The sequence below is a fragment of the Methanoculleus sp. 10 genome, assembly GCF_913757945.1.
Lineage (GTDB): Archaea > Halobacteriota > Methanomicrobia > Methanomicrobiales > Methanoculleaceae > Methanoculleus.
Map to the genome: position 1 here is coordinate 1 of NZ_CAJYDP010000001.1, position 13,163 is coordinate 13,163.

15 protein-coding genes are annotated in these 13,163 nt (G+C 52.2%); 10 read left to right on the forward strand and 5 right to left on the reverse strand.

Translation table 11 applies throughout. The features are described from left to right. Positions 1-299, reverse strand: a 299-nt coding sequence (locus QZ408_RS00005; protein WP_292488594.1) for a DUF4277 domain-containing protein, incomplete at its 3' end; no start/stop codon positions are given. A gap of 402 nt (positions 300-701) precedes the next feature. On the opposite strand from QZ408_RS00005, the gene rfbF reads away from it, so the two are divergent. The 10 genes from rfbF (at position 702) to QZ408_RS00055 (ending at position 9,812) form a co-directional block, all read left to right on the forward strand. Next, on the forward strand, positions 702-1,484 hold the full coding sequence (rfbF, locus tag QZ408_RS00010) for a glucose-1-phosphate cytidylyltransferase (RefSeq protein WP_292488596.1): 783 nt from the start codon (positions 702-704) through the stop codon (positions 1,482-1,484). An 8-nt stretch (positions 1,485-1,492) separates the two neighbouring features. After that, positions 1,493-2,563 (forward strand): CDP-glucose 4,6-dehydratase, encoded by a 1,071-nt coding sequence (gene rfbG, locus QZ408_RS00015; RefSeq protein WP_292488598.1) that lies wholly within the window; start codon positions 1,493-1,495, stop codon positions 2,561-2,563. A 3-nt stretch (positions 2,564-2,566) separates the two neighbouring features. Beyond that, positions 2,567-3,802 (forward strand): class I SAM-dependent methyltransferase, encoded by a 1,236-nt coding sequence (locus QZ408_RS00020; protein ID WP_292488601.1) that lies wholly within the window; start codon positions 2,567-2,569, stop codon positions 3,800-3,802. After that, positions 3,799-4,329 (forward strand): dTDP-4-dehydrorhamnose 3,5-epimerase, encoded by a 531-nt coding sequence (gene rfbC / locus QZ408_RS00025; RefSeq protein WP_292488603.1) that lies wholly within the window; start codon positions 3,799-3,801, stop codon positions 4,327-4,329. The genes QZ408_RS00020 and rfbC overlap by 4 nt, the downstream gene beginning before the upstream one ends. Continuing rightward, on the forward strand, positions 4,326-5,246 hold the full coding sequence (locus tag QZ408_RS00030; RefSeq protein WP_292488605.1) for an NAD(P)-dependent oxidoreductase: 921 nt from the start codon (positions 4,326-4,328) through the stop codon (positions 5,244-5,246). Before rfbC ends, QZ408_RS00030 begins: the two co-directional genes overlap by 4 nt. Positions 5,247-5,326: 80 nt before the next feature. Then, positions 5,327-6,433, forward strand: a complete 1,107-nt coding sequence (locus QZ408_RS00035; RefSeq protein ID WP_292489210.1) for a class I SAM-dependent methyltransferase — start codon at positions 5,327-5,329, stop codon at positions 6,431-6,433. 40 nt (positions 6,434-6,473) lie between these two features. Continuing rightward, complete coding sequence (locus QZ408_RS00040; RefSeq protein ID WP_292488607.1) at positions 6,474-7,208, forward strand: cephalosporin hydroxylase family protein; 735 nt, start codon at positions 6,474-6,476, stop codon at positions 7,206-7,208. Between the two features lie 269 nt (positions 7,209-7,477). Beyond that, positions 7,478-8,386: a glycosyltransferase family 2 protein gene (locus tag QZ408_RS00045; protein ID WP_292488608.1), complete on the forward strand. Its 909-nt coding sequence runs from the start codon at positions 7,478-7,480 to the stop codon at positions 8,384-8,386. Between the two features lie 107 nt (positions 8,387-8,493). After that, entirely contained in the window at positions 8,494-9,171 is a 678-nt protein-coding gene (locus QZ408_RS00050) for an HAD hydrolase-like protein (RefSeq protein WP_292488610.1), read from the forward strand. After that, positions 9,144-9,812 carry a cyclase family protein gene (locus QZ408_RS00055; RefSeq protein ID WP_292488612.1) on the forward strand — a complete coding sequence of 223 codons (669 nt, stop codon included), beginning with the start codon at positions 9,144-9,146 and terminating at the stop codon, positions 9,810-9,812. The genes QZ408_RS00050 and QZ408_RS00055 overlap by 28 nt, the downstream gene beginning before the upstream one ends. A 137-nt stretch (positions 9,813-9,949) precedes the next feature. Here QZ408_RS00055 and QZ408_RS00060 read toward each other — a convergent pair whose 3' ends face one another. The 4 genes from QZ408_RS00060 to hcp form a co-directional block, all read right to left on the reverse strand. Further along, a complete protein-coding gene (locus QZ408_RS00060) occupies positions 9,950-10,198 on the reverse strand; it encodes a type II toxin-antitoxin system HicB family antitoxin (RefSeq protein ID WP_292488613.1) in 249 nt (82 codons plus the stop codon). Positions 10,199-10,325: 127 nt separating this feature from the next. Beyond that, positions 10,326-10,568 carry a hypothetical protein gene (locus QZ408_RS00065; RefSeq protein WP_292488615.1) on the reverse strand — a complete coding sequence of 81 codons (243 nt, stop codon included), beginning with the start codon at positions 10,566-10,568 and terminating at the stop codon, positions 10,326-10,328. After that, on the reverse strand, positions 10,552-11,154 hold the full coding sequence (locus QZ408_RS00070) for a hypothetical protein (RefSeq protein WP_292488617.1): 603 nt from the start codon (positions 11,152-11,154) through the stop codon (positions 10,552-10,554). Before QZ408_RS00070 ends, QZ408_RS00065 begins: the two co-directional genes overlap by 17 nt. Positions 11,155-11,483: 329 nt before the next feature. Then, on the reverse strand, positions 11,484-13,100 hold the full coding sequence (gene hcp / locus QZ408_RS00075; protein ID WP_292488619.1) for a hydroxylamine reductase: 1,617 nt from the start codon (positions 13,098-13,100) through the stop codon (positions 11,484-11,486). Positions 13,101-13,163: the final 63 nt, after the last annotated feature.

A 13,163-nucleotide genomic window follows, 5' to 3' on the forward strand; every position in this document is an offset into this window, starting at 1 on the left:
GTTCGGCCGAGCACATCGTCGTTGAGGTGGTCCCGCGTGATGCCCTCCCCGAGGAGACGTTCGACGGCGATGTCGTCAAAGAAGTCGGGAAACAGGTAGAGACGGCGCTCGATGAACCCGAGACCGTTGAGAACCATGGCTTTGAGCACCTGGGCGTGGCTGAGATGGTGGGGACGGGTTTTCGGGAGAGCAGCGTCGATCACATCAGCGATCTGGAGGGAGTCGTAAGCACCGGCGACAATGCCGAGATGGCCGATGGAGAGGATCGAGGTGTCGTCGAAACCATCAACGAGAGGCATATTGAAGGTTATTTGCTCAAAGTACAAAGATCTTGCGGTTTTGAATATTCAGAGAGGGGTAGTTCTTACTGCGGATGATCGGTATATTGCTCTCAATGTTTATTTTCTGGATGCATATTGCCAATATATTTATACCTGCGGATTCAGATAACGATGTGAAGTATAATCGTTAGAAAAATGAGGGGAATATAGAGACCCGCGTGTGCGACCCCTGAGGCCTTGTTGGACTGGAGCTAATTTATTCCGATTTGCAGTGAGAAATGTATGTCCGCCTCAAATTCATTCTCTTTGAACAAAACCGTCATTTTATCACTATAGTTCTTGGAACACCTCGAACAACATTTGGATGAGAGTTAGAAGGTTCAGGAGACAATTAACAACCTAAAGCAAGGACGTTGTACAATGCAGGTCATTATTCTCTGTGGGGGTCTCGGAACCCGGTTACGGGAAGAGACTGAATATCGCCCAAAACCTATGGTCCCGATTGGAGGTAAGCCAATTCTCTGGCACATCATGAAAATCTTTGCTCAATATGGGCATACAGATTATATCTTGCCCCTCGGGTACAAGGGAAACCTGATCAAGGAGTATTTTTATCATTACCACTTGATGAGTCAGGATGTTTGTATTAAACTCGGAAATCACCATTCCGTATCATTTCTGCCCTGCGATTCAAATGAGACCGAAAACTGGTCTATCACCCTTGTTGATACGGGCGAAAACACACTAAAAGGCGGCCGATTAAAACGCGTTGAAAAATATCTCATTGGTGACGAGGTCATGGTGACCTATGGGGACGGGGTTGCAGATATTAATATCAATCAACTTCTTGCATTTCACCGGTCGCACGGTAAGATGGCAACGGTTACCGGAGTATCTCCGGCATCGCAGTTCGGTGAACTGCACCTTAAAGGCAACCAAGTAAAGCACTTCAGGGAAAAACCCTCAACATCCAATCATTACGTCAGCGGGGGTTTTTACGTATTTAACCGCGCTTTCTTCGACAATTTGACTCCCGATGGGGCATGCGATCTGGAAGCAGGCCCACTTGAGGAACTTGCGGCGGCAGGGGAGTTGATGGTATACAAACATCCCGGAAGATGGGCATGCATGGATACCATCCGTGATATGGAATACCTGAATCGGTTATGGGATACCGGCGAAGCATTCTGGAAAATCTGGTGAGCAGGCGCATGGTTCTTTCAGAAATCTATGCTGATAAACAGATTATCATCACCGGGGATACCGGATTTAAAGGATCGTGGCTTGCACTCTGGCTCCATAGTCTTGGAGCCACGGTCACTGGCATAGGGCTGGCTCCAAAGACATCCCGCGACAATTACGTTGCCTGCGGACTGGAACAAGTCATAACCCATTATTCCTGCGACATTCGTCGATATGAAAGAATCCTGGAAATTTTTTCTGCAACAGAGCCTGAGATGGTGTTCCACCTTGCGGCCCAACCATTGGTACCTGAGTCTTACATCACGCCTCGTGAAACGTTTGAGATCAATACACAGGGTACTGCCAATATTCTTGAGGCCATTCGCCGGACGTCATCTGTTCAGGCAGGCGTGATGGTAACCAGTGACAAATGCTATGAGAACCGGGAGTGGATCTACGGGTACCGGGAAACCGATCCTGTCGGCGGGCATGATCCGTATAGCGCTTCAAAAGGTGCTGCAGAAATTGTCATATCATCGTATATCCGATCATTTTTTTCAACAGACAATACTCCGGCAATTTCTTCCGTACGTGCCGGCAACGTGATTGGTGGAGGAGACTGGTCGGAAAATCGTATTGTTCCGGATTTCATGCGATCGCTTGAAGCAAAGAAACCTATTTGCCTCAGGAACCCCGGGGCGGTCAGACCCTGGCAACATGTCCTTGAACCTCTTTATGGGTATCTCCTGTTAGGTGCGGCAATGATCCAGAACGGGCATTCATTCAGTGGTGCCTGGAACTTCGGGCCATTATACCGGAACAATTTGACGGTTGAAGAGTTGATACGGAAATTTATCGAACATAGTAGAGGCGGGATGATAGAGACACCGAAACGTGACACTCCCCATGAGGCCGGACTCCTCAGCCTGGATATATCCAAGGCAATCCACAAACTTAACTGGCATCCGATTCTGGACGTTGATACTATGATTCGCTTAACCCTGGATGAATATGCGATCAAAAACCTAACCCCCGAAATGGTCTTCGACCAGCGGTGTGCCCATATTGATGAATATATGGACCTCCAAAAGAGGATGTGAAGAATGAAATCCTGTCGCTCCTGTGGTTCACCATTACCTGGGCCATTCCTGGATCTGGGTAACTCGCCCCTGTCAAACGGATATCTTTCGGAAAAAGACACTCATGTGATGGAGCCTTATTATCCTCTTGAGTGCTATTACTGTCCACACTGTTCACTGGTTCAACTGGATGAGTTTGAAGCGCCCGACCGGATCTTTTCATCCAACTATGCGTACTTTTCTTCGTACTCTTCAAGCTGGCTGGCTCACTGCAAAACATATGTCGCGATGATGATAGGGAGATTCGGCTATGACAAGGATTCCCTTGTGATGGAAATTGCGAGCAACGATGGGTATCTGCTTCAGTATTTCAAAGAACAGCATATCCCCGTCAAAGGTGTGGAGCCGGCAGCAGGTACAGCAGAGGTTGCCATTGCAAAGGGTATCCCGACCGACATCACCTTTTTTAATACCGATTATGCAAAGAACGTGGTCGCTCAGGACAGCAGGGCCGATCTCATCATCGGAAATAATGTACTTGCACATAACCCGAACCTGAATGATTTTGTTGAAGGATTGCGCATCGCTTTAAAATCCCAAGGGATCATCACAATGGAATTCCCTCATCTTCTCAAGCTTATAGCGAATAATCAGTTCGATACTATCTATCAGGAGCATTATTCCTACCTCTCCCTGCATTCAGTGCGGCATCTGTTTAACGCGCATCAGCTCGAGATCTTTGATGTTGATGAACTCTCCACGCATGGCGGATCACTGCGGATCTATGCGAAACACAAGGCCGCTCGGATACATGAGACATCACCCCGCGTCGCCGAGGTGCTGGAGAAAGAGAAACGTGCGGGATTACTCGATCCGGTTACTTACGAAGAGTTCGGCAGGCGTGTTGAGGCAACCAAGAGAGCGCTGCTTGCGTCTCTCATCGCCATTAAAAATGAAGGCAAAACCGTTGTGGGCTACGGTGCACCTGCCAAAGGAAACACGCTCCTGAATTACTGCGGGATCAGGACGGACTTTCTTGACTATACCGTTGATGCAAATCCCCACAAACAGAACCTATTCCTGCCGGGAACGCATATTCCTATAAAGCATCCGAACCAGATACAGATCGATAAACCTGATTACATCCTTATCTTGCCATGGAACATCGGAGAAGAGATTATGGAGCAACTTTCATTCGTCCGTGAGTGGGGAGGGAAATTTATCATTCCCATTCCCGATGTCAGGGTGATCGATGCATGATCTTTATCGGGACAGAGATCAAGGGCGTGTACATCGTCGAACCGGAGCCTCTCATAGATGAGCGGGGGTTTTTTGCACGGTCATTCTGCAAAGAGGAGTTCCGGAAAAACGGACTTGAAACAGAGATCGCCCAGTGCAATATATCCTACAACAAGAAATCAGGAACGCTCCGCGGGATGCACTATCAGGTTCCGCCATTTGAAGAGGCAAAGATTGTATCCTGTGTCAGGGGATCGATCTATGATGTGGTAGTGGATCTGCGGAGAGATTCATCCTCCTATTGCCGGTGGTTTGCTACAGAATTGAGTGAACATAATTCTAATATGGTGTATATCCCGAAGGGATGCGCGCATGGATTTCAGACCCTGGAAGACGATTGTATGGTATATTATCAGATGACCGAGTTCTTCCATCCTGAATGTGCAAGAGGGGTACGGTGGGACGATCCGGCAATCGGGATTCTCTGGCCGCATCCTGCCAAGATCATATCCGAGAAAGATCGGAACTATCCGGACCATGTCCTATGAAAACAGTTCTTGTGACCGGGGCGACCGGTTTTATTGGCAGGCATGCCCTAGAGCCGCTTGTCAAGAAAGGTTTTGATGTTCACTGCGTCTATCGAACAAAAACACCTGAAATTATTCATGATGAAAGGACTGTGACATGGCACAAGGCAGATCTTCTAAATGGTAACGATATTAAAAATTTATTCAGCTCTTTTTCACCTGCATACTTACTTCACCTTGCATGGGACGTCACACCGGGATCGTATCTTGAGTCGATAAACAACTTTAGCTGGCTTGACTCCAGCCTGCATCTTCTCCGTGAATTTGCTGAATCCGGAGGTACAAGAGCGGTATGTGCCGGAACCTGTATTGAGTATGATGTACGGTACGGCTATTGTATTGAAAACCTTACCCCGACAGTACCATCTACATATTACGGATCATGCAAGCACTACCTTCAGTCTATTGGTGAAAAATATGCAGACAAAATGTGTTTTGAATTTGCGTGGGGCCGAATCTTTCAACCATACGGGCCATACGAATATCCGGTGCGACTTGTCCCCTCGGTTATTCTGTCTCTCTTGAATGATAAGCCTGCACGATGCACGCACGGAGATCAGGTTCGTGATTTTCTGTATATTGCTGATGTTTCAGACGCGTTTGTGGCGCTCCTTGACTCAGAGGTAACTGGAAATGTCAATATCGGATCTGGAGAGCCGGTTTCGATCAAAGAACTTGTTATGCAGATTGCTCGCCGTCTTGGCAAAGAAGATGATGTCCAGTTCGGTGCCCTCCCGGCACGTGAGAATGAGCCCCCCTTCATTGTAGCGGATACCAGCCGCCTGAAAAAGGAAGTTCGATGGCGCCAGCGATATCCCCTTGAGAAGGGAGTTATGGAAACGATCTCATGGTGGGAAAAAATAGGGGTACAAGAATGAGTTGTCAAATTTGCCCCGTTTGCGGATCACAGGATACGTTTGTGTTCCTCGAGCGAAATAAGATGCCTGTTGTGCAGAATATGATCTTTTCTGATAGAAGATCCGCGACTTCTGTGCCACGAGGAGATCTGTACCTATCTTGTTGTAGATCTTGTGGTTTTGTCTTCAATAAGGCGTTTGATGAAAATTCGGTATTATATGGAAATGCGTACGATAATCGCCAGCATTTTTCTGACTATTTCAACCACTACATGAAAAAGGTCTCAGAGTGCCTCACCTATAGCAAAGGCGTAACACATTCCCGTATCATCGAAATTGGATGTGGCGATGGTACTTTTTTAAGGCTTCTCCTTTCCGATGAGCGGAATGGAAACACTGGAGTTGGATTCGATCCGAGCTACCGTGGTCCAGAATCCGACTGCAACGGGAGAGCCCGGTTTATCGTTGATTATTATGATCGGAGATACGCTGATTTTTGCGCGGATGTGGTTGTCTCCCGTCATGTAATTGAACATATTGCCAGTCCCATAGAATTTTTGATGAATATTCAAGCTGCACTTGACAAGCAGAGCCCCTCCACAGTCTTTCTCGAAACCCCGGATGTCAGATGGATCCTTGAAAATAACACATTCTGGGACTTTTGCTATGAGCACTGTTCCTATTTCTCACCTGAATCTCTTTCATCCGCATTGAGGATTGCAGGTTTTGGCCCTGTCGAACTGATTAAGACATTCAGGGGGCAGTATATGCTGTCTGTTGCAAAACCTGTGGAGGAAAATGCTTGCAACGGAATTAGAGCTAAATCGAAGAACGAAATCCCTGATTTAGCTGAAAAATATGCAAGACACGAGCAGAGTTTTGTCCGAAAAAGCCGTTCTCTCCTGAAAAGTTTAAGCGAAAAAGGTGCTATTTTCCTGTGGGGCGCAGGCGCAAAAGGGGTAATGTATGCAAATTTAATCGATCCCGATGCCGAATTTATCTCCGGTATTGTGGACGTTAATCCAGACAAACAGGGAGGATTTATCCCTGGGAGTGGACATATGGTAATCTCTCCGGATCAGCTTGCACAAAACGGCCTGATTGTCATCATGAACGAGAATTACACCGACGAGATTAAAAAACAAATTTCTGGTAGAAAAGCGATACGGCTATGTTCTGTCCACAGTATTGGACAGCAATCATCCTAAGTAGTTTCAGGGACACCATTAAAAGAACGGGGATACTAAGATGGCTCCAAAGACATTTCAAAACGAATGCGATGAGCGGATTAAGAGTTACGCACATGATGAAGAGTTGCACCAGGCGTCGAATTCATTTATGGATAATACAATTCGTACAAAATATTCATACAACTTCTCCTGGATGGGGCGACCTATCATCCAGTACCCTCAGGATATCATGGCGATGCAGGAGATCATCTGGAACGTAAAGCCAGATCTCATCATCGAAACCGGGATTGCGCACGGAGGATCCTTGATATTTTACGCTTCGATGCTGGAGTTGATAGGGGGAAACGGGGCGGTCCTTGGCATAGATATTGACATCCGGGAACAGAACCGTCGGGAGATTGAGAAACACCCGATGTTTGAGCGAATCACAATGATTGAGGGGTCAAGTGTAGATCTACGCGTGATCAAAGAGGTATATAATCATGCGCAGGGGAAGAAGCGTGTACTGGTCGCCCTTGATTCTCTGCACACCCATGGCCATGTTTTGCAGGAACTTGAGTTATATTCGTCGCTTGTGACAAAAGGGAGTTACTGCGTGGTCTTTGATACAATTGTCGAAGATATGCCCGAGGTCTATTCGACCGACCGATCCTGGGGGAGAGGAAATAATCCAAAAACTGCTGTTTGGGAGTTCTTAAAAAAGAGTGATCGGTTTGTCATTGATAGAGAAATTGAAGACAAACTGTTGATCACTGTCGCCCCGGATGGCTACTTGAAATGCGTTAAAGATTAAAGAGCGTAGAAGTATACTTTTTTACAAGGTATAAGAGGATCCAGATATCAGGAACTATATTGCAAATGCCGCAGCACACATATGACACAGAAATGCCGGTGCGTATAGTTATCGGTGCGAATGCACCTTTTAGCACCATGGTTTCCCACCGAGGCTCCCTATATGACGTGAACCTGTCCTTGCCGGACAGATATGGCTTTTGAATGTGAATTGTGTTTACGATGCGGTGTAAGGGGTGGTAAGTAGTGAATAGCTATCGGGATACGCTAATGATCGAGCCTCTTGTCAGTGTGGGCATCCCGACATATAACAGACCAGTCGGACTGCGGCGGACCTTGAAATGCATTACCAGACAGACTTACAGGAATCTGGAAATCATTGTCTCGGATAACTGTTCTCCTGGACCGGAGACCGGGGCAGTAGTCCGAGAGTTTATGGCGAAGGATCCCAGAATCCAGTATTATCGGCAGGAAGTAAATAAAGGGCCCACATATAATTTCGAATTTGTCATAGGGAAATCTACCGGCGAATATTTTATGTGGGCTGCGGATGATGATGGGTGGAAGGATACCTGTATCGAAAAGTATCTCCAGGAGTTTTTCAAAAATGATTCGCTTGTTCTGTGTTACAGCGAGGCTGCGAAAAGGAGCGGCACTTCGCAACAGGAGAGTATATTGACATCGGATATAACAACCGCCGGTATGGGGAAAATTTCCGGCATCAAGAAATTACTTCTCAATCAATATCGAAATATCGAATTCTATGGTCTGATGAAGGCGGATGTCGCACGGTCTTATAAGTTCAAAAACTTTTTTGGTGAAGATAATACGTTTGTTTTGTTTCTTGCTCTGCATGGACAAATTGGAAAAACGGATCCGGGGTTATTTATCAATGGGCCGGGCTTTGCTGGCTGCTCTCCGACCAACACGACTCGGTCTCTGGGTCTTTCTAAGATCAATAATTATTTTGGATACATATTTTTGATCTTCAACTCGATCAAAATGCTCTTTGAATACAAATTTGATCTCACCGCTTTCGAAAAGATAGCAGTAATATTACTGATTCTTCGAAGAGCAATTACAGTGAGGTACCTGGCTGCGGTGAAATTAGGACTCACCTCGCTTTCCAGGGATCTGATCGGCTCAATGGGGGTAAAATCGCCCGTCGCTAAAAAATAGACGGGGAATGATATATTAGAGGTGGCTATTCCGGTTAGTCTTCTGACAGAAACTATATGCTATGTCGTTATTCACCCTATCTGGATTAAATGCAGGTGAAACGTCCGATGATAACAGTCCTCATCCTCGACTTCGACGGCGTCATCGTCGAATCCATCCCCCTAAAGACCGTCGCATTCAGAAAGATCTTCTCCTTCGTGCCCCCCGCGCACCTCGACGAGATCATCGCCTTCCACCTCGAAAACGGCGGGATGTCCCGATACGACAAGTTCCGCTACATCTATGCAAACATCCTCGACGAGCCCCTCACCCCCGAGCAGGAGGAGCGGCTCGCAAGCGAGTACGTTGGGCTGATCTTCGATGCCATGCTCACCGTCCCCTACGTCGAGGGGGCGGAGCCCCTCCTCAAGGACTGCTCCCGGGTGCTCCCGCTCTACATCGTCTCCGCGACCCCGGAGGGCGAGATGCATGAGATCGCCCGCCGCCGGGACCTCACAAAGTACTTCGTCCGGATCTACGGCTCGCCGAAGACGAAGGCCGAGTGCATCAGGGAGATCCTTGCCGAGACCGGCGCATCCCCCGGCGAGGCCCTCTTCGTCGGCGACGCCCCGAACGACTGGCAGGCGGCCCACGAGACCAACGTCCGGTTCGTCGCGAGGATCCGGCCCGGTGACCCGGACCGCTTTGCCGGCCGGCCGGGGGTGGAGGGGATCGTGGAGAACCTTCATGAACTCCGGGAGTACCTACGGGGGAGCGTATGCTCATCCCGATCTCATACCCCCTGAACCGGGAGATCCCGCTCTACCCCGGAACGGAACCGCTCACGATCACCCCTGTAAAGACCTTTAAAGAGGGAGATGTGGAGGAAAAGAGCCTGATCACGTTCTCCAGCCATGCCGGGACGCATATCGACCTCCCCCGGCACTTCTGCCCGGGCGGGGGCACGGTCAGGGCCCTCCTTGCGCCGGAGGCGGTCTTTGCACCGGCGCGGTGCATCGAGATACTCAGGACCGGCGAAGAGCCGGTCCGGATCCACGATCTCCTCCCGCACCTCGACGTGGTCCGGAACGCCCGCGCGCTCTTCGTGAAGACCGGCAGCGGCCGGCTCCGGGAAAGCGACCCGGAGGCTTACGCGAAAAGGCACCCCTGGGTCCACCACGAGGTGCCGGGCTTCCTCCGCATGCAGAACCCGGCCCTCAGGCTCTTCGGGATCGATACTATATCCATCGCCACCCCTGCAAACCCCGGGGAGGGGAGAGAGGCCCACCGCGCGTTCCTCTGCAACCACCCGCACATCTTCCTGCTTGAGGATGTGGACCTCTCCTACGGGCGGCTGCTTGGGGAGCCCTGGATCTTACGGCTCTACCCGGTGGTCTTTGACGACCTCGAGGGGGTGCCGGTGGTGGCGCTCGCGGAGTTTGAGTGAACCGCAGAACAGTCAGGGCCATGGATAAAATATGAAGGGACCGGGTAACTCCAGAGTGAGTGGGATCTGCACGGAAGAGCCAGCCCGAGACTCAGTTGCTTAAAAACAGTGTGCGCTTTGAGAAGCGCCATTCGCGCTCACGATCCAGACGCGGCGCCCTTCCCGGCAAGGATATCCCGGAGCCGCTCCCTGCCGGCAGGTTCCGGGATAACTCTCCCCTCCTCACGGGCGGCCTCAAGCCAGAGGGAGACAGCGACCTTCACTTCCCGGAGCGCCTCCTCCTCGGTCTCGCCGAAGGCAGAGCACCCCGGAAGTTCCGGAACCACGGCGATGAACCCCTCATCCTCATCGCTGGAGATGATCTCGATTGCGTAGTTATGCGGCATTGTCGTCCTCCAGGAGATCATAACTCTCAATCGCTTTAAGCAATTGGCGAACGCCGGGAGTTACGCCGTCCCACTCACGTAAAAGTACATCCTCCTCCAAAGAGCACGAGTGCGAAGTCATCTGGGATCATGCGGAACCGTGTTTATCCACCGATCCGGGGCGCCGCCGTTTCGCAAGAGCCTGGTGCATCTCGAGGTACCGCGCACGGGAGAGGGCGTAACTTCCGGCGTTCGCAAGGAACGCATCGATCAGATCGGCCTGCTCGCGGCTCCAGACCTCGTTTGGGACCCGTCTGACCCAGAGAGCATGTCTCCGGACAAAGGCCAGCCTCCCCTGCCGGTTCTTCTCCCGGTCAAACCCCAATTCCATACGGTTCCCCCCGGACATGCAGGCGCTCCATGAACGATCGCATGAGATCCCCGTCCAGCATCTCGCAGAACAACACCCAGAGATAGACGGCATCCTCGATATCCTTGTCGCTCCCTAGATAGAGTTTGTAGGGGATCTGCAGCTCGATGGGCGATATGAAAAAACGGATATCGTCGAACATCACCGCTCTCGCCATGGTCATCGCGTAACGGTCGAAGTCGTCCTTCTTGAACTTCATCTCGACGTTCGGGATGATCCTCTCCTCCTCTGCAATCCGCACGGCCAACCCGTCGCGGAGCATCGAATAAATCTCGCCGACGTCATCCGAGTTCAGGAAATAGAACCCTCGTGCCAGGAGTTCTTCGGCAAACGATCGAAACGTATCGCGGTCCATATAGTCGATGAAGAGATCGATGTCTTCCGTGCCCCTGGCCCTGCCAAAAAGGATTGCGACATACCCACTGACGATCACGTATCTGGCATACTGCTCGATAATCTCCGTCACCGAAGCCACAAAGCGATCGAGCGCGGTCACAACCTTACCACCGATGAGGATAGTCCCGTCAGGAGCACTCGTGATCTGCATTTCCCTCTCCTCTGGTAGGGTCATACCGGGCACTATATTAATTGCACGTGCCCGGGGCACCCCGGATGCCGGAGCGTTCCATCGCTCCGCTTCTGAGGCCGGGCCCTGTGCACCCGGTGACGAAGTGCGAACCTCCGGCAAGAAACACCCCTGCAGCGCCTTCGAGTTCAACCACCTCCAACGTGAGAGGTGGAAGTCGTTCGAAGTAGGGGGATGTTGAGGTCGGACCTGCACAAAATTAGCACGCCCGACCAGCAAAGTCTCCCCGGTCAATCAATCAAGGCCCGCACCCGGGTTCACGAGATCCGACTCTTCGGGAAAAAAAGTGTTCAGTTCCCCGGCACCATCAGGCCAAGGTCCTCCTCGACCGTCGTGTTCCCCCGGATCCCGAAGTTCTCCACGAGCACCTTCAGGACTCCGGGCGAGATGAAGGCCGGGAGGCGGGGGCCGAGGGTGATATCCTTGACACCAAGCGAGAGGAGGCTTAAGAGGACGAGCACCGCCTTCTGCTCGTACCAGGCAATGTTGTACGAGATCGGGAGTTCATTGATCCCGACGCCGAACGCTTCAGCGAGGGCCTGGGCGATGACCACCAGGGAGTAGCAGTCGTTGCACTGCCCGGCGTCGAGGACGCGGGGGATGCCTCCGATATCCCCAAGACCGAGGCTGTTGTAGCGGTACTTCGCGCACCCGGCGGTGAGGACGACCGTATCGGCCGGGAGGGCCTTCGCAAACCTGGTGTAGTAGTCCCGCTCAGCATGGCGCCCGTCACAGCCGGCCATCACGATAAAGCGCCTGACTGCGCCGGACTTCACCGCGTCGACGACCGTATCGGCTATAGCGAGAACCGGGGCGTGGGCGCACCCGGTGATTAAGTCGCCGCGGGAGAGGTCCTCCGGGGCCTTGCACCGTTTCGCGTGCTCGACCAGGGCCGAGAAGTCCTTCTTCCCGTCCGGGGAGGCGCCGATGTGCTTGAGCCCCGCAAACCCGACGAGCCCGGTGGTGTAGACCCGGTCGCGGTAGGAGTCCTTCGGGGGGACGAGGCAGTTCGTGGTGACGAGGACCGGGCCGTTGAACCGCTCGAACTCCTCCCGCTGGAAGGGCCAGGACCCGCCGTAGTTCCCGGCGAGGTGCTCGTACTTCCGAAGGCCGGGGTAAGCGTGCGCCGGGAGCATCTCGCCGTGGGTGTAGACATCCACCCCTGTCCCTCGCGTCTGTTCGAGGAGGTCGGCGAGGTCCTTGAGGTCGTGGCCGGTGACAAGGATGCCCGGGCGCGTGCCTGCCGCGGTGCCGACGGTCGTGATCTCCGGCGTCCCGTAGGCAGCGGTGTTCGCCGCATCGAGGAGGGCGAGTGTCTTCACGCCGACTTTGCCGCACGCGAGCACGTAGCCGACCATCTCGTCCACGGTGAGGGGTTGCAGCGTGGCAGCGAGCCCCTCCTGCAGAAAGGCCGCGACCTCCTCATCCTCGTAGCCGAGGACTTCGGCATGGTGCGAGTAGGCGCCGATCCCTTTGAGCCCGTAGACAAGGAGGTCGCGGAGCGACTGCAGGTCTGGGTCCACGGTCTCCCGGGCGGCGACGATCTCCTGCGCCTTTGTCGCGATCGCCTCCTGGCTCGCCGGGACCCAGGTGCAGGCCGCGGGCTCCTCGTCCCCGGCCGGCGGGAGGGCGTCACGGATACGGGCCGCCTCCTGGATCGCGGCCTCAAAACGCGCAGGGTCGAAGTTCACGTTGGTCAGGGTGGCAAAGAGGCACCCCGCGACGAACCCCCCTGCCCGGGGGTCCCCGCCGCCCTTCTTCGTCGCCGCAAGGTTCCGGACCGAGAGCCCTTTGAGGAGGTAGATCAGGACGTCCTGGAGCCCGGCGGTTTCCATATCCTTGCCGCAGACGCCGCGTACGGTGCAGCCAAAGCCCTTTGCCGTCTCTTCACACTGGTTGCAGAACATTCATGCTCACTCCATGGTATCTTTTTGATACAAGGTATCCATTAGATACCAGAGTATAGGTAG